Here is an 18,979-nt window from a genome sequence, read left to right on the forward strand (position 1 = left end):
GAATCAATAGGATGTGGGTGGTGCGCGAGCTAGCTGTAATGACCAAGGACGGATAATTCGTAATTGAATACAACGTTCGAAAGGAACAAAGATAGCGAGAGTTGCTAATTGGCGGATCACCGCAGCAACAAATAAAATCAAAAATGGGAAGTGAACAAGTAGTTGGCAGTAACCACACGCGATGTCTTCCATCGGTGATTGCCCGACTCCCGTCATCAGCATATGGTTCATCGCACCGCCATCTTCGCAATGTTCAGACAATGGCATTTCGTGATGCTGCTGCATCGAATGCTCCGCCATTTCCCCATGCCCCATTGAGCAGTCGTTCATATGTGACATTGATTTTGAAATCAATGGCGCAACGAACAGCATCGCGACAGCGAGTAAGGCAAGGTAAGCGGCAAATTGTCGAATCGCGTGACGTAAATGCAACGGTTTTCCGGTGTTTCATAGCCTATAGATGGGCGCAGATTGTATCGTAATAAGAGACTTATTGTTATTGTTTTTTGACATTATTGTTAAGCATTAAATACTTAATTGAAATGGATCTTGTTTCTTATTTTACTGGTTAATCATAATAGGTTATTCATAGGTGAGAACTTGCAATACATCTTTGAAATAATAAAGGGAGCCTAAGCTCCCTTTATTCAGTCACATTAATGCCTGACACCCCGAAAACCGTTATTTACCTTCTGGTGCCTCTTTCTTCTCATGCAGCATCATCAGCGATTGCTCGACACTGCGCTCAATAATCTCTCGGCGCTGATCATTCTCAGGCAGTAGCTTTAACATCATCTGCCAAGCCGAAATGGCTTCAGGATAACGCCCCTGCTCGAACGCATTAAAGGCAAATATGCTGAGCGCTTTAACATTAGTTCGGTTCTTAGCAATCAGCTTTTTAAGTAGCTCATTACCTTCTTGATTATCACTTGGATCTGACGAACGGGTTAATACTTCCGCATAACCTAATGCGACCGCATCATCATCAGGGGACAAGCGGTAAGCACGCCCATAAGCATCGGTTGCCATGGTGGCGTTCCCTAATACCATCCCAATGCGACCAAGCATCACCCAGCCATCAATATTTTGCGGATCCTCTTGAAGGCGAGTACGTAACCCTAAAGCCAAGTTCTCCATCTCTTCATTATTCAATGGAAGCTCATTGGCATTCAGCGCTCTATCTAACAATGCTGGCGCTTGCTGGTAAGCCACATTCCAATCTTTCACTTTGCTGTAGCTACCCACTTCATAATACGCAGCACCTGCAACGCCCAGCGCTATCACAATGCCGGGGATATACACCCAAGCACTCGCACGGCTCGCTTCTGGCAGTGACTCGTCATCATCCTCTTGAGCGACTTGGCTGGCTCTGACACGTTTTTTAGAACGGGCGTAAATCAACCATCCCCCAACCGCGATAGCCACAAATGGCATTCCCCATAACACCACGGTTAGCGGCGTTAATGGCGGGTTATACGTCACGAAATAACCATATCTCGCCACCATATAATCGACGATTTCATCGCGGCTTTTCCCCTCTTGCATCAGCTCATACACTTTCTGGCGCAAATCGAGAGCGATCATCGAGTTGGAATCAGCAATACTGTTGTTTTGGCATTTCGGGCAACGTAACTCTTCCGTCAATTTACGAAATTGCTGCTCTTGCTGCTCATTTTCAAATGTGAAAACTTCCGTGGAAGCCAAGCTTACACCTGCGCTGAGCGCCCACATCATCAAGGCAATCACATATTTCATTGATTTGCCTCCTTGCTATAACGATCCCACAGCGGCTTCAGCTCGTTTTGCCAAACGCGTTCATCAACCGCACCGGCATGGCGATAACGAATAATCCCTTGCCCATCAATTAAAAAGGTTTCAGGCGCGCCATACACACCGAGATCAAGTCCCAGCATGCCTTGCCCGTCGAATAAACTTAATGCGTATGGATTACCCAATTCTCGCAGCCAACCGATCGCTTTTTGGCGATCATCTTTATAGTTCATCCCCACCACGCGGATCCCTTGGGACGCTAACTGATTCAAATATTGGTGCTCAGCGCGGCAAGTCGGGCACCATGTCGCCCAGACATTCAATAAAATTGGTTGCCCTTGGATCAATACCTTGGTGTCATATTCCTGCCCCGGATTTTCCAAGGATTCCAAACGGAAAACAGGTACTGGCTTGCCAATCAAGGCGGACTCTAGCAAGCGTGGATCATCCCCTTCAGCATTGCGTACCAATTGCCATAACAGCACGGCAGCAATCGCCGCAAAGATAACAAAAGGAATTAAAAAGACTTTACGATTCATACAGCTTCCCCTTGTAGCTTGCGACGACGATAACGCGAGTCAATCAGGCAACATAGTGCGCCTACTGCCATAAATACGCCACCCGCCCATATCCAGCGGACAAACGGTTTATAGTACAAACGCAGTGTCCAGACATTTGGAGAGATCTCCTCACCCAGCGCCGCGTATAAATCACGGGTAACACCACCATCAATGGCCGCTTCAGTCATCACTGCACGGCTAGTGCTATAAAAACGTTTTTCTGGATGCAGCGTGGTGAGCACCTTGTCATTCTCTTTCACGGTGATAGTACCAATCACCCCTTGATAATTCGGCCCATCCGCTTCATGTACACCATTAAATACAAAGGTATATCCACGAATAGCAATGCTATCATCCGGCTTCATTTTCACATCACGTTCAATACTGTAATTCTGGCTAAAGGCGATCCCCACGATAGTCACCGCCAAACCAAGGTGAGCCAGTACCATTCCCCAATAGCTAGAAGTCAGTTTGATTTTTTTACTGATGCGCACCTTCATTTCAGCGAAGGCCAAAATAACAATCCAGCACGCCATCATTAACCCCAGTACCGTCAGTGCTTCGACTCTGTCTTGCATTAGCCAAGGCAGCAAGAAAGAGAGAACCAATGTCAGTACTAACGCTATTAGCAGCAATTTGCGGATAGCCGAAGGACGGTCACGTCCCCAACGCACGAGCGGCCCAATACCCAGTAACAGCGCAAACGGCACCATCAAGGCAATAAACATGGTGTTGAAGAACGGTTCACCAATTGAAATCGTTCCCAAACCAATTTGTTTATGAATAAGTGGCAGCAATGTGCCTAACAACACCACCAACATGGCGGCTGTCAGAATTACGTTATTCCCTAATAGCAGGGACTCCCGAGACCATAATGCGTTATTGACCTTAGAACGTACTTTATGACCGCGTATCGCAAACACCAATAGCGAGCCACCGATCACCAACACCATAAAGGCAAGAATGAATAGCCCACGAGCTGGGTCAGAAGCAAAGGCGTGCACCGAAACCAAGACGCCTGAACGGACTAAGAAGGTGCCCAATAAGCACAACGAGAAGGCAAATATCGACAATAATAGCGACCATGCTTTGAAGGTGGCGCGCTGCTCAGTGACCGATAATGAGTGAATCAACGCAGTTCCCACTAACCACGGCATAAACGAGGCGTTTTCTACCGGATCCCAAAACCACCAGCCCCCCCAGCCTAATTCGTAGTATGCCCACGCCGACCCTAACATAATTCCCAGCGTTAAGAAGAACCATGCTGCCAACGTCCAAGGACGTGCAAAACGGGTAAAGGAGCTATCTAAGCGACCACTGAGTAATGCGGCAATCGCGAAGGCGAAGGCCACCGAGAAGCCCACATAACCCATGTACAGTAATGGCGGGTGGAAAATCAGCCCCGGATCTTGCAGCAGTGGGTTTAAGTCACGGCCTTCAATCGGGAAGGCGGGCAAGGTGCGAGAGAATGGGTTTGAGGTAAAAATGATAAACAGCAAAAAGCCGACGCTCACCATGCCCATTACCGCCAGCACGCGCGCCACAATATCCAGCGGCATACGGTAACTAAATAATGCCACAGCAAATGTCCAGCCGCTCATTAACAGCACCCACAACAACAGTGACCCTTCATGGGCGCCCCATGTTGCCGCCACACGATACCAAATCGGTAATTGCGTGTTGGAGTTATTTGCCACGTAAGTGACAGAGAAATCATTCACCACAAAGGCATTAATTAAGACTAAAAATGCCCCTGCGATAAACAGAAAAAGCAGCCAGGCTAATGGTCTAGATGCCGCCATCAGGCGGGTATCATTACGCGCCACACCCCATAGTGGATAAAAAGAGAGTAATACCGAAACCCCTAATGCTAAACACAGCAGGATATTACCAATCTCAGGGATCATGATGCATTGTCCTTATACATTGCAGCAGGACGTTTATGGTTTTCTTGCATCGCTTGCTCAATTTCTGGCGGTGTGTAGTTTTCATCATGTTTGGCTAACACTTCTTTCGCCATCACATGGTTATTCGGTTCTAATTCCCCTTGTACCACCACGCCTTGCCCCTCTTTAAATAAGTCAGGCAAAATACCGTCATAGCTGACGTCAATCTCAGCTTCCGCATCATAAACGGTAAACGTTACTTTCAGCGAGTCTGGGTCACGTACAACTGAGCCCGGCATTACCATGCCACCCACGCGTAAACGCTGCCCAACTTCAGGCACTTTTTGCGTTTCTCTCTTCCCGTAAATCACTTCACCGGGGGTATAAAACAGGTCGATACTGGAACTTAAGGCGTATAACACCAATGAAAAAGTCAGTCCAACACCTAAAATAATGGATGAAACCAACCACAATCGATTACGGCGACGAATATTCACATCCCCTCCCTGCGCGCTCTAGCGGCTTTTTGTCTTGCTTCTCGCGCTTGTTGCTGAACAATCGCGCTAAAAATCATTTTTCGTTGAATATAGGTATGGATGCACAGTGCCGCTAATGGCAAAAGGGTTAGCGCAACCGCTAACCAAACATAAAATCCATATCCGCCCATGGCGATGAAGTCATTCCAAGAGGCAAAAGCACTATTCATTATGATTTCCTCTCATGGCGATTTCCTCGCTTAGTCATCAGTTCCAGTACCCAAGGTCGGTTACGCTCTAACATTAACAATTGGTTACGTAGACGAATTAGTGTCAACGAAATAAACAGGAATAAATACCCCAGAATAGCTAAACGTAATGGTGTACGCATCGCTGGGTTAATGCTTTCTTGCATACGTGTTGAGGGTTGATGCAGGGTTTGCCACCACTCAACTGAGTAGTGAATAATCGGCAAATTGATTACCCCAATTAACACTAAAATGGCAGCCGCTTTTCCTGCTGTACGGCGGTCATCAAAAGCGTGCCACAGGGCAATGACCCCAACATATAAGAATAACAGGATCAATTCAGATGTCAGGCGCGCATCCCATACCCACCAAGCTCCCCACATCGGTTTACCCCATGTGGCGCCGGTGACAAGCGCGATAAAGGTGAATACAGCTCCGACGGGTGCCATTGCGGCAATGGCTAACTCAGAAATTTTCATCTGCCACACAAGACCGATGAACGCCGTGATAGCCATAGTGGCATAAATCCCCATCGACCACATGGCCGCGGGGACGTGAATATAGATGATCCGGTAGCTATCACTCTGTGTTTTATCGGTTGGTGCAAAACCAAAGCCCCAAACCCAGCCCACCGCCAGAAAGATCACACTTAACACAATGAACACGGGAGCGAGTCGCCCACATATTTTATAGAGGTTCATTGGAATCGCTAATTGGTGAAGCTTTTTCCACATAGTTAATAGCCCCGATTTATCTCACAAAATGCTGTGCATTAATATTAGCTACAATACACAAAAACCACGTAATTTTATTGATTTATCACAAATACAACTTAGGCTAGCTGACTCAATTAGCCAACTAGCCTATTTCTTAGAAGCCAGGTTCCACTTCTCGCATATCTGGTAACTTATGCGCAATACCTTTATGGCAATCAATACAGGTTTTTCCGTCTTTTAACGCTTGGTCATGCATTTTTGCAGCGACACTTTTTTGAGCGGTAAAATCCATATAGTCGAAGTTGTGGCAGTTACGGCACTCTTGGGAATTATTATCCTTCATCCGTCGCCACTCATTCTGCGCCATTTCGAGACGATGTTCTTCAAATTTCTGTGGTGTATCAATCACGCCAAAAATCTTACCGTAGAGCTCTTTACTGGCTTTGATTTTTCTCACCATTTTTGGCACAAACTCATGAGGTACGTGGCAATCTGGGCATGTCGCTCTCACCCCACTACGGTTAGTATAGTGAATGGTATCCATATACTCTTCGTAGACGTTTTCACGCATTTCATGGCAGCTAATACAGAACTCTTCTGTGTTGGCTTTTTCCATTCCGGTATTGAAACCGCCCCAGAAAATAACACCGCCGACAAAACCGATAATCAACAACGTACCCAACGCTAAACGGCTTGGGCGCCACCACCACTGCCAAACTCGGCGAATGATCCCCGGTTTATCACTTTTATTAGTCATATTCGCCCCTTATTTCCCGAAGCCTTTAGATGGGGTAAAGGTATTATCGATAATCGGCGCAGTATCAGATTGAGGAACATGACACTGTAGGCAGAAATAACGATTTGGTGCCACTTCACCTAATACTTTACCGGTCGCATCCATAAAGTGTGTTGGGCTAATACGTGGTGCACCAGTGGTACGATAATTTTCTACACCATGGCACTGCAAACAACGGTTTGTATTCGTGGTAATTTGATACCCTTCAACACTATGAGGGATCATCGGTGGCTGGTTAACGTAGTTCAGTGCCATTTTTTCCTGCTCTTTAGGAATATGAATGCCACTTTCTGGTGTACCTGACACTTCTGGTGATTGAGCCAGATCGACGCCATTCGCCGACCATGCAAAACTGCTCACGACAACGGCCATACCCGCTATCCAACGGCTTAAAGTTCTTTTCAGGACAGGGTTTTTCATGATTTAGCTCCCGAACTCCATTTTAGTGTTATTTTAAAAACGTCCTCAGAACAGACATCAATACAGCGACCACACGTCGTGCAATCTTTCGCCGTGATCTGTGCTGGGGCTTGTTTATCAAGAACCGGAACGCGCAAAACTTGCGGCTCAGGACAAACGTGGAAACAATCCATACAGCGGTTACACTGCTCTTTTTTATGGGCAGTCACGACTAAAGCCCCTTTACACCCCGCGACACCATACAGTGCGCCGAGTGGGCATAAGTGACCACACCAACCATGTTCCACGACCAATAAATCGAATAAAAACAGTGCAATTAAAACTAAAGCGCCGCTACCAAAACCAAAAATCAAACTACGTCCCATCAGAGAAACAGGGTTAATCCATTCCCAGAGCAACGTTCCCGTTAATGCCGAGCCCAACAAAATGACACCCAGCAAAACATAGCGGATGTAACGTGGGATCGTGGCGGATTGATTGAATTCGAATTTTCGACGTAGCCATGCCGCCGCATCCGTGACCGGATTCACAGGGCACACCCAACTACAGAAAACCCGTTTTCCTAACAGGGCATACACCCCGAAAACAATTCCTGCACCGATTAACGCGGAGATCCCGGGTAAGTAACCACTTGCTAAGCTTTCAAGAGTAATCAGCGGATCCGTCAATGGGATGGTATCCAGCAATAAGCTGCTACTGTAATTGCCATGTAAGATCCACACGCCTAACCATGGACCACTCAAAAACATGGCTAACACTAACAACTGACTGGTACGTCTCAATACCAACCATTTATGGCTTCCCCACCACCCTTTTTTCGCCAGAGCCTCACGTCCGGCATCGTGCTTACGATTTGCCATTGTTACCCTCCAGCCAACCAAAACGGTAATGGTGACCTAATTCCCCTTTTGCCAGCGAACGTGGCAATACTTTAATTGCCGACTCCTCAAGCACACACGCTTGTTCGCATTTACCGCACCCCGTACAGTAATTACTGTTCACAGTCGGCAAGAAACGCGCGTGTTTACCGGTTCGATGGTTTTGTTCAAGTTCCAGAGTGATAGCCTCGTCAATCACAGGGCAAACTCGGTAGCACACATCGCATCGTAACCCTTGAAAGTTCAAGCAGTTCTCTTGGTCGAGTAACACTGCCAGCCCCATACGAGCATCATTGATAGAGGCAATATCCTTATCCAACGCACCACTTGGGCACACTTTGGCGCAAGGAATGTCTTCACACATTTCGCACGGGTTTTCACGAGCAATAAAATACGGTGTACCGGCTGCCATGCCAGACGCCAATGTGGCGAGTTTCAACATGTCATAAGGACACGCTTGCACACATTGACCACAGCGCACACAGGCACTTGCAAAAGCACTTTCGTCTAAGGCACCCGGCGGGCGAAGATGCACTCCGCTCGCTCGGGAGGTTTGTTGCTGAAGCCCCAGTACCACACCAACAGCCGCCAGTCCACCCGCTGCGCGAGCAACATCACGCAAAAAACGGCGGCGACTATTCTGGGAACTCGGTTTCTGGGACATACGCAATTACACCTTTTCCAATTTAACTGCACATTTCTTGTAATCCGTCTCTTTCGATAGCGGATCCGTTGCATCCAGAGTGAGGTTATTCACTAACTGAGACGCATCGAAGAATGCCATATAAATCAAACCTTTTGGTGGGCGGTTACGGCCACGAGTTTCCACGGTTGAGAGCACTTCACCACGGCGAGAAAGTACTTTTACTTTGTCTCCACGACGTAAGTCTTTGGCTTTTGCATCCAGCGGGTTCATAAACACCACGGATTCAGGGAATGCACGGTGCAACTCAGGCACACGGCGAGTCATACTGCCGGTATGCCAATGCTCAAGAACACGTCCGGTGGATAACCATAAATCGTATTCAGCATCTGGCGCTTCTGCGGCTGGTTCAAATGGCAGCGCGAAAATCACCGCTTTACCATCTGGCTTGCCGTAGAATTGATAACCTTGTCCAGCTTTTACGTAAGGGTCATTACCTTCGCTGTAACGCCATTGGGTCTCTTTACCATCCACGACTGGCCAACGGATGCCGCGAGCTTTGTGGTACGCATCAAAATCCGCTAAGTCATGACCATGACCACGACCGAAGCCTGCATACTCTTCAAACAACCCTTTTTGCAGATAGAAGCCGAGTTCACGGGATTCATCATTCAGCTGGTCATCGGCCAATTCTGTCAGTGGGAATTTGGTCACAGCCTCGTTAGCAAACAGAATGTCGTATAACGTTTTTCCACGATATTCTGGTTTTTTCGCTAATAATTCTTCCGGCCAAACGTCTTCCGCTTTGAAGCGACGAGAGAACAGCACCATCTGCATTAAGTCAGATTTAGCTTCCCCTGGTGCGGGTACTTGTTGACGCCAGAATTGTGTACGACGCTCTGCGTTACCATACGCCCCTTCTTTTTCTACCCACATTGCTGTCGGTAAAATCAGGTCGGCAGACAGTGCACTGACGGTTGGGTATGGGTCTGAAACCACGATAAAGTTACGTGGATCACGCCAGCCCGGCATACGCTCTTCATTAATATTTGGGCCCGCTTGCATATTGTTATTGCACATCACCCAATAGAAATTGAGCTTGCCATCTTTTAATGCGCGGTCTTGAGCAACAGCGTGTAATCCCACTTTTTCTGGGATAGTTCCCGCAGGTAATTTCCAAACGTTCTCCACTTTTTCACGGTGTTTTTCGTTGGTGACCACCATGTCTGCTGGTAAACGGTGAGAAAACGTTCCCACTTCACGCGCAGTACCACAAGCTGATGGTTGACCCGTTAAGGAAAACGGTCCACAACCTGGTTGAGAAATTTTACCGGTCAATAAGTGCAGGTTATACGCCAAGTTATTCGCCCAGACACCACGAGTGTGCTGGTTGAAGCCCATTGTCCAGTAAGAAACGACTTTTACATTAGGATCTGCATACAGCTTAGCTAACGCTTCTAACTGATCTTTCGGAACACCGGTCATTTCAGCGGTTTTGTCGAGGGTATATTCCGCAACAAACGCTTTGTAATCATCGAATGTCATTGGCTCAGACGCATCTGAACCTGGGTTTTTGGCCTTCTGCTCTAAAGGATGCGTTGGACGTAAACCATAACCAATATCAGTAGCTCCACGACGTAAATTAACGTGTTTATCGAGGAAGTCCTGATTCACCGCATTGTTTTGAATAATGTAGTTAGCGATGTAGTTGAGGATCACTAAGTCTGATTGCGGCGTAAAAACAATGCCGTTATCCGCTAATTCGAAGCTACGGTGTTTAAATGTAGATAGCACCGCCACACGAACATCAGGGTTAGAGAGACGACGGTTGGTGATACGCGACCATAAAATTGGGTGCATTTCCGCCATGTTCGAACCCCACAGCACGAAAGCATCTGCATGTTCGATATCATCGTAACAACCCATTGGTTCATCCATACCAAAGGTACGCATAAAGCCGACAACCGCTGATGCCATACAGTGACGCGCATTTGGGTCTAAGTTATTTGAGCGGAAGCCACCTTTAAATAGTTTGGATGCCGCATAACCTTCCCAAACCGTCCACTGACCGGAACCAAACATTCCGATACCTTCAGGGCCTTTCTCTTTGAGGGTGGTTTTGACTTTCTCTTCCATCACATCAAAGGCTTTTTCCCACGTAATTGGGGTAAATTCACCGTTTTTATCGTACTCACCGTCTTTCATACGCAGAAGCGGTTGAGTTAAACGGTCTTTTCCGTACATGATTTTTGGTAGGAAATAGCCTTTAATGCAGTTCAGACCACGGTTTACAGGAGCTTCAGGGTCACCTTGGCTCGCCACGATACGTCCGTTTTGCGTTCCGACTAAGACTCCACAGCCTGTACCGCAGAAGCGGCAAGGAGCTTTATCCCATTTAATGCTTTCTTGCTGACCAACCACTGCTTTCGCAATACTTGGTACGCCAACGCCTGCCGCCGCAGCAGCGGCCGCTATCGCATTGGCTTTCATAAAGCTACGACGACTGAGTTTCATACTTTTTCCTCACATTGCTCATCCTGCTGGTGATAAACCAGTGAAACATCCAATACACCATCGATATCACGGATGAAATCGATAGTATCTAAAAGCGTTTTGCTGTCTTCCCCTTCCACAACCACAATCAACTTGCCATTTTCAGGGGAGGAAATAGCCACTTCGCAGTTGGGTTCTTGGTGTAATTCATCTGTCACAGCTGGAATGCGTTCACTTTTGACTTGAACAATCAAACTGCAAACTTGCCAGTTATTGTGCATCTTCATGCTCCATGGTAATGGCTGATACAGGACATCCCGCGACACATGCGCCACAACCTGTACAACCCTGCATATCAATGTTTGGCTGGTAAATACCGGCCAGTGATGGACGAAAGGCGATCACTTGAGGCTCACAACTGTCTTCACAACGACGACATTCAATCGATTTGTACGCCAGACAGTGTTGCCCAATGGCAATCTTGATATTCCAAGGCTGGGTATTTTGAGGAAGGAATATAGGCTCAGGACAGGCCTCTGCACATGCATAACAGAATGTGCATTCACCACGCTGAAAATCGACCATGGGATAGCCACCAGGACCTGGTTGCAAAATCGCCGTTTCACAACTCGTGATACACTGGCTACAACGAGTGCACTGTTCAATAAAACGTGCTTCGCTACCACTCCATGGTGGTCGTATTACGGGTGCAGCATTACGCCACGCCCCCGTTAAAACTCCCCGACGGGTGATATCAACCATGTTTATTTCCTTTACATTGCCCAACCAAAAACTGCTAAAAGAGACTGATAAACCGTACTTTTTATATGATTATTTATTGTGAATATTAATTAGCTAACTATCAAAAATACATACTACCTAGTAGGTAAACTAATTTTTGGCGTTATTATGCAGAAAACAGTCATTCTTTGACGTTTCACATCGAAGACACAGTTCAAATATCGAGAAATGCAGGTTTAAGGTCGTTTTATAATTATTCATTAACATTTAATAAATATGATTTGCGAATTTAAACCTTATTTTTAATAGTCAAATTTATAATTAATGAAAATATATACCACTAAAGTAGTATATCATGAGCACTTTTACAAAAAACTATATTTACTTTTTTTGATTTTACGCACGTTTTAATTCAAAAATTAACCAACTTATTCATCCATCGTATTAGTGAAAATATAATTTATTATAAATATCAGCATGATAATTAAAATTACAAAGTGCGAATAATAATCATTATTATTTAATGATTTAATCCATACTCTGCGTTAAAAAATAAAATTTAATATTTTTTTATTTATTCAATTTTCTCCATTTTTATTATTTTTCATCGATTAAAAAGTAAACTCATTTTAATTATTGATCAAAGACAATATTTTTTGTGTGGTTTTTTGCTAATTATATAAGTTGGCAATTGTCTGATAGCAATAGTGCGATTGTTATCAAATATAAAAATAAATACAGCTAATGGGATGGCTGGCTTAAAAACACTCGAGGCCCTTATGGCAAAGATAAGAAATAATGCACTGTACCTACTGAGTGTGCTTGCAGGGATATTTCTGTTTACCTCTGTACAGGCACAAACTCCAACAAAAGATTCCACATCAACCATCAACGCTCGAAACGAAACCTTTGAAGCGGCGCACCCTGATCAATACCATTCATGGCGCGCGACTTCAGAACAATCACAACGAGAAGATGCACTGGCTGAAGATCCTCGCCTCGTCATCTTATGGGCAGGTTATCCATTCTCCCGTGACTACAATAAACCTCGTGGCCACGCCTACGCGATTATCGATGTTCGTGAAACACTGCGAACTGGCGCACCCAAAAATGCGGAAGATGGTCCTCTTCCTATGGCATGTTGGAGCTGTAAAAGCCCTGACGTTGCTCGATTAATTCAGGAACATGGGGAAGATGGCTACTTCAAAGGCAAATGGGCAAAAGGCGGCCCTGAAGTTGTCAACGTATTGGGCTGTGCGGATTGCCACAAAACAGACTCCCCTGAGTTTGCCAAAGGTAAGCCCGAACTCACTCTTTCTCGCCCGTACGCTGAACGCGCCATGGAAGCCATCGGCAAGCCATTCGATAAAGCGAGCCGCTTCGACCAACAATCTATGGTGTGCGGTCAATGCCACGTTGAATACTATTTCTCTGGCGAAACCAAAGCGGTGAAATTCCCTTGGGATAACGGCACCAAAGTCGAAGACATGGAAGTGTACTACGACAATATTGGGTTCTCTGACTGGACAAACTCCCTGTCTAAAGCCCCAATGATTAAAGCTCAACACCCTGAGTATGAAACTTGGAGCGCAGGTATCCACGGTAAAAACAATGTGACCTGTATTGACTGCCACATGCCAAAACTGCAAAACGAAAAAGGGGAACTGTATACCAGCCATAAAATCGGTAACCCATTCGATAACTTTGAACAAACCTGTAGTAGCTGCCATACCCAAAGCAAAGAGCAACTGCAGAGCATTGTTGCCGAGCGTAAAAAAGCTATCCAAGAGATGAAAATCAAAGTGGAAGATCAGTTAGTACGCGCTCACTTTGAAGCTAAAGCAGCTTGGGATGCAGGCGCAACCGATGCTGAAATGAAAGATATCCTTGCCGATATCCGTCATGCGCAGTGGCGTTGGGATTTAGCTATCGCGTCACACGGTATCCACATGCATGCGCCAGATGAAGGGTTACGTATGCTTGGTGGGGCAATGGATAAAGCCGCAGATGCCCGTGCAAAACTGGCGCGTTTACTGGGTTCAAAAGGCATTACTCATGAAATCGCGATCCCAGATATCTCCACCAAAGATAAAGCGCAGCAAGCCATCGGCTTGGATATGCAGAAAATTAATGCCGAAAAACAAGAGTTTTTAAAGACTGTGGTACCTGAATGGGATGCACAAGCTCGTAAAAACGACCTGTTAGCCAAATAACCACTCACCCCAGTTCGCTGGGGTGCGATAACCAATGGAGTGAATATGAGCGTACTACGTTCGTTATTAACTGCTGGGGTGCTGGCGTCAGGCTTGTTATGGGCAATATCCGCGTCGGCAACACCACAAATGGCTGAAGAAGCTAACAAAGACGGTCGTTGGCAAGTTACGCAACAGCGTAATCCAGACAATGCTTGCCTTGATTGCCATAAACCCGATAAAGAAGGGATGCATGGCACCCATGCTGAGGTCATCAACCCGAATAATAATTTGCCGGTGACGTGCACCAATTGCCACGGCAAACCGGGTCCCAACCACCGTGAAGGCGTCAAAGACGTCATGCGGTTTAATGATCCAATGTACAGTGTGGAACAACAAAATAGCGTCTGTTTATCTTGTCACTTACCTGAACAACTGCAAAAAGCGTTTTGGCCCCACGATGTTCACGTGACCAAAGTGGCTTGTGCGAGTTGTCACGACCTCCATCCAAAGCAAGACACCATGAAAGTGCTGAGTGATAAAGGTAAGGTCAAAATCTGTGTGGATTGCCACTCAGATCAGCGAGATAACCCGAACTTTAACCCCGCTGCGGTGAATGTTCTTAAGGAGCAGCCATGAGTTGTTCTCGTCGTCAATTCATAATCTATTCAGGCGCACTGGCGGCGGTAGGCGGTGTGGCGGGGCATTCCCTCGCCAATACCATGAAAGTTGACGGGGTGCGATATGGCATGATCCACGATGAAACACTGTGTATCGGCTGTACCGCCTGTATGGATGCATGTCGGGAAGTCAACCAAGTTCCAGAAGGCGTATCACGCCTAACGATTATTCGCAGTGAACCCATTGGTCAATTTCCTGACGTCAAATATCGGTTCTTCCGCCACTCTTGCCAACATTGCGAACATGCCCCTTGTGTCGATGTCTGTCCTACAGGGGCTTCATTCATCGATAAAACCACGGGAATTGTGGATGTAAACCCTGATCTGTGCGTTGGCTGCCAATACTGTATTGCCGCCTGCCCTTACCGCGTCAGATTTATTCATCCCATCAGCAAAACTGCCGATAAATGCGACTTTTGCCGTAAAACCAATCTCAAAAAAGGGAAACAACCCGCTTGTGTCGAAGCGTGTCCAACCAAAGCGTTGGTGTTTGGAAATTTAGATGATCCAAACAGTGCGGTGTCGCTAATGCTCCATGAAAAACCGACCTATCGATTCAAAATTGCACTGGGAACGAAACCCAAAATGTACCGAGTTCCCTTTAAATATGGGGAGGTTAGCCAATGACAACCACTTCAGCTTTTCATTTTGAGTCGTTAGTCTGGGACTGGCCTATCGCCGTTTACCTGTTTTTGATTGGTATCTCTGCGGGGTTAGTGGTTCTGGCTGTATTGATGCGCCAATATGTCCCCAATGCTGCCACCAGCAATAGTACTATCATGCGTACTACGCTAATTTTAGCGCCAACCACCATTATTCTCGGTCTACTGATCCTCATTTTCCACTTAACCCGTCCATGGACGTTCTGGAAATTGATGTTTCACTACAGCCCAACTTCTGTGATGTCCATGGGGGTGATGCTGTTCCAAGTTTACATGGCGGTATTAGTGGTTTGGCTGGCTAAAATTTATGAACAGGAGCTCGTCCAACTGCAACAAAAATGGCTACCTAAACTGACGATAATCCCTCGTGTTTTAGGTTGGCTAAGTCGCATCATGCGCGGATTAGATATTGCTATGCTAGTCTTAGCTGTATTGCTCGGGGCGTATACAGGGTTCTTATTATCGGCACTCAAATCCTATCCATTCTTAAACAACCCAATATTACCGGCTTTATTCCTCTTTTCGGGAATTTCGTCGGGACTGGCGGTGAGTTTACTGGCAATCGCCCTGCGCTATCGCAAAAATGTTCATAACCCTGAAACGGTCTTTTTACACCGTGTAGAAAGCTTCGTCGTTTGGTTAGAGATATTTTTGCTAGCCGCCTTCTTTGTGGGACTCGCGCTCGGGGATGATGGCAAACTGCGTTCGTTAATTGCGGCATTAGGCGGTGGTTTCTGGACGTGGTGGTTCTGGCTTGGCGTCGTGGGAATTGGTTTTGTGATTCCCCTCCTATTGAAAAAATGGCAACAACAAGGTAGCCAAGCTTTTCGGGTTATTGTGGTCAGTGGTGCAAGCTTAATTGGCGTGTTTTTCCTGCGTTTCTTTGTCCTATACGCAGGACAACTGACAGTCGCATAACCGACTTAAACTAAAGGTGATACTTGGAAATTTTCCTTCCCGAAATAGGGTTTATCAGCTTGCTACTGGCGCTGTGTATCACCAGCTATCATACCCTATTGGGGTTTATCGGCGTTTTCAGGCACGTCCCGAGGCAAATGTCTCAGGGCGTGCTCTGGACGTCTTTGCAATTCACTTTTTTATTAACCGCGTTTCTCAGCTTAACCGCCAGCTTTGTTTTCAGTGATTTTTCCGTTATTTATGTGGCTCAACATAGCCACAGTTTGTCCCCTCTTGTTATCAAAATTGCGGCAGTCTGGGGAGGACACGAAGGTTCACTGCTTCTGTGGGTGCTGTTTTTCTCCGGCTGGAGTACTTTATTTGCATGGCGTTATCGCCGCCAAAATAGCCCATTTTTTCCTTTAACATTATGTGTACTGGCGGCTATTTGCACGGCGTTATTACTGTTTGTTGTGTTCTATTCCAACCCGTTTGAACGCCTGTATCCTCCTGCAATTGAAGGTCGCGATCTCAACCCGATGCTGCAACATTGGGGGTTAATTTTACACCCGCCACTACTTTACCTTGGTTACAGCGGATTGATGCTGGTGGCCGCGTTAGTGCTCGCGTCATTAATGGCGACGCCCACTCTACTTCCCGAAAATTCCAGTCAACCTATAGCTCAATTGTGTTGGCGCTTTGTGGTTCCAAGTTGGTGCATACTCACTAGCGGTATCATCCTCGGTTCTTGGTGGGCATACAGTGAATTGGGCTGGGGAGGATGGTGGTTTTGGGATCCCGTTGAAAACGCCTCTTTACTTCCTTGGCTTTCAGCCACTGCGTTGCTGCACAGTTTATCTATCACTCGCCGAACAGGGCTGTATCGCCACTGGAGTCTGTTGCTGGCGATTATCACATTAATTTTAGCGCTGCTCGGTACACTGATTGTCCGCTCTGGGATCTTAGTGTCCGTTCATGCATTTGCCTTAGATAACGTGCGTGCCGTTCCGCTATTTTTACTCTTTACCGTTTTAAGCCTTGGCGCCCTGTTTATTTATGGTTGGAAGGCGAAATTCCCACCTCAAGAGCCTCGGTGCAAAACATCACGAGAAATCTATTTATTACTGACATTGATTTTGTTTACCGCAGTTTTATGTATCGTACTGACGGGCACCTTATACCCGATGCTCTATGGTTTATTAGGGTTAGGTAAGATCTCGGTGGGCGCCCCCTATTTCAATCAGACATTACTGCCATTTGGCCTGTTTATGCTGGTGGTAATAGCGCTTGCCACACTCAAATATCGCGATATTGCCAAGAACGAAAATCACACGCCACTTCAACGGCTGTTGATGATTATGCAGCGAAAACTTCCTGCCATTATTGCTCACGCAGGGGTTATTCTGTTCGCTATGGGAATTGCCCTTTCCTCAACACAGAAATCAGAAATCAGCCAAAATATCGCCGTCGGGCAATCAATCTCAGTTGGCGGATATCAATTCCAATTTCAGCAATTACAACTGGCGGCTGAATCCAACTACACCACCGAAAAAGCGCTGATCCACGTCAGCCAAAATGCAGGTCAAAATGGCTTTGATATTGTCACTGAGCGTCGCCTGTATATGGCTCGCCAGCAATTGATGATAGAGCCGGGGATCCACTGGGGATGGATGCGTTCTTGGTATGTAGTGCTGGGAGAAAAAACGGGCACTGAGCGCTATGCGATGCGTTTTTATGTACAAGAAGGCATTCAATGGATTTGGGGTGGTGGGTTTGTGATGTGCTTAGGTGCGTTGATGAGTTGGTTTAGGGGGCGAAAACATGATTAAAAAAATCGTTATGTTGCTCCTGCTGCTGTGCGCCTTGAATGCGCACGCCCAAATAGTGGATACCTGGGAATTTAATTCCAATGAGGAACAAGAATTATCTTTGCAGATTGCCTCACAGTTACGTTGCCCTCAATGCCAAAACCAAAACTTATTAGAATCCAATGCACCTACCGCAGTCAGTATGCGCCATCAAGTTTTTAAAATGGTCTCTGAAGGGAAAAGTGAATCTCAAATTAAACACTATATGACCGAGCGTTATGGTGACTTTGTTTTATATAATCCCCCATTAACGCTTAGCACCCTACTATTATGGTTACTTCCCGTATTTACGGTTCTTTGTATTATCTTTATTTTATGGAAAACATTAAAAGTAAAAAATAAAATTAATCAGCGCATTATTTTATTAGACCCCTCTATTCCGTTAATAGAAAAATACAACCGGACTCACTCTGACATACAATTATTACCGGCTATCAATAATGAAAAAATACTTCAGTATCCTCATTGGAATAAGATAAGTAACATCCTTATTATCATCATAATCTGCATTATGATAGCGGGATATTTTTTATTACCACGATTCCACTCAACACTTGATTTATATCAAAGACAAAATGACCCTATTTTGCTGTTTACACCATTAGAGCGTGAAACGCAGGATCTACAACGTTTACAAGCAGATATCCGCCAATCCCCTGAAAACAGTGAACTTTGGGCTGTTTTAGGTGAATACTATCTTTATCAAAATAGCTATGAAAATGCTTTAATTGCCTATGGCTATGCACTCAAATATCGCGGTGAGAATGCCCAACTCTATGCCGCAATTGCCACAGTGATGTATTACCAAGCCGGACAAGTGGTTACAAATGACACACAGAAAATGATAGACAAAGCATTAAGTCTAGATAAGAATGAAGTCACCGCATTGATGTTATTAGCCTCAGATGCCTTTATCAATGCCAATTACACAACGGCGATTAATATCTGGCAAAACCTACTTGATAGTAATAATCCTAGAGTCAATCGCGCTCAAATTATTGAAGCCATTCATATGGCTAAATTAATGGAAAATAGTGGGAAACAGTGAACAAA

The 18,979-nt window shown here is 45.9% G+C and carries 20 protein-coding genes; 6 read left to right on the forward strand and 14 right to left on the reverse strand.

Annotated elements, in window-relative coordinates:
* Positions 1-3: 3 nt before the first annotated feature.
* The 14 genes from H0913_RS13610 to napF all read right to left on the reverse strand — a co-directional run bounded on the left by H0913_RS13610 (position 4) and on the right by napF (position 11,648).
* Positions 4-432: a DUF2946 domain-containing protein gene (locus H0913_RS13610; protein ID WP_154638103.1), complete on the reverse strand. Its 429-nt coding sequence runs from the start codon at positions 430-432 to the stop codon at positions 4-6.
* Between the two features lie 249 nt (positions 433-681).
* Entirely contained in the window at positions 682-1,755 is a 1,074-nt protein-coding gene (locus H0913_RS13615; protein ID WP_154638102.1) for a cytochrome c-type biogenesis protein CcmH, read from the reverse strand.
* Positions 1,752-2,309, reverse strand: a complete 558-nt coding sequence (dsbE, locus tag H0913_RS13620; protein ID WP_036952089.1) for a thiol:disulfide interchange protein DsbE — start codon at positions 2,307-2,309, stop codon at positions 1,752-1,754. Before dsbE ends, H0913_RS13615 begins: the two co-directional genes overlap by 4 nt.
* On the reverse strand, positions 2,306-4,237 hold the full coding sequence (locus tag H0913_RS13625; protein ID WP_154638101.1) for a heme lyase CcmF/NrfE family subunit: 1,932 nt from the start codon (positions 4,235-4,237) through the stop codon (positions 2,306-2,308). The genes dsbE and H0913_RS13625 overlap by 4 nt, the downstream gene beginning before the upstream one ends.
* Entirely contained in the window at positions 4,234-4,713 is a 480-nt protein-coding gene (gene ccmE, locus H0913_RS13630) for a cytochrome c maturation protein CcmE (RefSeq protein ID WP_036952093.1), read from the reverse strand. Before ccmE ends, H0913_RS13625 begins: the two co-directional genes overlap by 4 nt.
* Positions 4,710-4,922, reverse strand: a complete 213-nt coding sequence (ccmD, locus tag H0913_RS13635; protein ID WP_154602486.1) for a heme exporter protein CcmD — start codon at positions 4,920-4,922, stop codon at positions 4,710-4,712. Before ccmD ends, ccmE begins: the two co-directional genes overlap by 4 nt.
* Entirely contained in the window at positions 4,922-5,674 is a 753-nt protein-coding gene (locus tag H0913_RS13640) for a heme ABC transporter permease (RefSeq protein WP_154638100.1), read from the reverse strand. Before H0913_RS13640 ends, ccmD begins: the two co-directional genes overlap by 1 nt.
* A 136-nt stretch (positions 5,675-5,810) precedes the next feature.
* The gene (gene napC, locus H0913_RS13645) at positions 5,811-6,413 is read right to left on the reverse strand and encodes a cytochrome c-type protein NapC (RefSeq protein ID WP_154602484.1); all 603 of its coding nucleotides are present in this window, start codon (positions 6,411-6,413) and stop codon (positions 5,811-5,813) included.
* Positions 6,414-6,422: 9 nt separating this feature from the next.
* Positions 6,423-6,872 carry a nitrate reductase cytochrome c-type subunit gene (gene napB / locus H0913_RS13650; RefSeq protein ID WP_036952098.1) on the reverse strand — a complete coding sequence of 150 codons (450 nt, stop codon included), beginning with the start codon at positions 6,870-6,872 and terminating at the stop codon, positions 6,423-6,425.
* A complete protein-coding gene (gene napH, locus H0913_RS13655; protein ID WP_181477430.1) occupies positions 6,869-7,732 on the reverse strand; it encodes a quinol dehydrogenase ferredoxin subunit NapH in 864 nt (287 codons plus the stop codon). The genes napB and napH overlap by 4 nt, the downstream gene beginning before the upstream one ends.
* Positions 7,719-8,414, reverse strand: a complete 696-nt coding sequence (gene napG, locus H0913_RS13660) for a ferredoxin-type protein NapG (RefSeq protein WP_036952102.1) — start codon at positions 8,412-8,414, stop codon at positions 7,719-7,721. Before napG ends, napH begins: the two co-directional genes overlap by 14 nt.
* A gap of 6 nt (positions 8,415-8,420) precedes the next feature.
* Positions 8,421-10,907 carry a nitrate reductase catalytic subunit NapA gene (gene napA / locus H0913_RS13665; protein ID WP_154602482.1) on the reverse strand — a complete coding sequence of 829 codons (2,487 nt, stop codon included), beginning with the start codon at positions 10,905-10,907 and terminating at the stop codon, positions 8,421-8,423.
* On the reverse strand, positions 10,904-11,173 hold the full coding sequence (napD, locus tag H0913_RS13670; protein WP_006660695.1) for a chaperone NapD: 270 nt from the start codon (positions 11,171-11,173) through the stop codon (positions 10,904-10,906). Before napD ends, napA begins: the two co-directional genes overlap by 4 nt.
* A complete protein-coding gene (gene napF, locus H0913_RS13675) occupies positions 11,157-11,648 on the reverse strand; it encodes a ferredoxin-type protein NapF (protein WP_154602481.1) in 492 nt (163 codons plus the stop codon). The genes napD and napF overlap by 17 nt, the downstream gene beginning before the upstream one ends.
* A 758-nt stretch (positions 11,649-12,406) precedes the next feature.
* Between napF and nrfA the strand changes: the two genes are divergently transcribed.
* The 6 genes from nrfA to nrfF are packed head-to-tail and all read left to right on the forward strand — an operon-like array spanning position 12,407 to position 18,974.
* Positions 12,407-13,840, forward strand: a complete 1,434-nt coding sequence (nrfA, locus tag H0913_RS13680) for an ammonia-forming nitrite reductase cytochrome c552 subunit (protein ID WP_154602480.1) — start codon at positions 12,407-12,409, stop codon at positions 13,838-13,840.
* A gap of 45 nt (positions 13,841-13,885) precedes the next feature.
* Positions 13,886-14,458: a cytochrome c nitrite reductase pentaheme subunit gene (nrfB, locus tag H0913_RS13685; RefSeq protein WP_154638096.1), complete on the forward strand. Its 573-nt coding sequence runs from the start codon at positions 13,886-13,888 to the stop codon at positions 14,456-14,458.
* Positions 14,455-15,126 carry a cytochrome c nitrite reductase Fe-S protein gene (gene nrfC / locus H0913_RS13690; protein ID WP_108478307.1) on the forward strand — a complete coding sequence of 224 codons (672 nt, stop codon included), beginning with the start codon at positions 14,455-14,457 and terminating at the stop codon, positions 15,124-15,126. The genes nrfB and nrfC overlap by 4 nt, the downstream gene beginning before the upstream one ends.
* A complete protein-coding gene (gene nrfD, locus H0913_RS13695) occupies positions 15,123-16,079 on the forward strand; it encodes a cytochrome c nitrite reductase subunit NrfD (protein WP_181477431.1) in 957 nt (318 codons plus the stop codon). Before nrfC ends, nrfD begins: the two co-directional genes overlap by 4 nt.
* Before the next feature lie 23 nt (positions 16,080-16,102).
* Positions 16,103-17,887: a heme lyase CcmF/NrfE family subunit gene (locus H0913_RS13700; RefSeq protein WP_181477432.1), complete on the forward strand. Its 1,785-nt coding sequence runs from the start codon at positions 16,103-16,105 to the stop codon at positions 17,885-17,887.
* A complete protein-coding gene (gene nrfF, locus H0913_RS13705) occupies positions 17,880-18,974 on the forward strand; it encodes a heme lyase NrfEFG subunit NrfF (protein WP_181477433.1) in 1,095 nt (364 codons plus the stop codon). Before H0913_RS13700 ends, nrfF begins: the two co-directional genes overlap by 8 nt.
* Positions 18,975-18,979 lie beyond the last annotated feature (5 nt).

The sequence above is a fragment of the Providencia rettgeri genome, from assembly GCF_013702265.1.
GTDB classification, from domain to species: domain Bacteria; phylum Pseudomonadota; class Gammaproteobacteria; order Enterobacterales; family Enterobacteriaceae; genus Providencia; species Providencia zhijiangensis.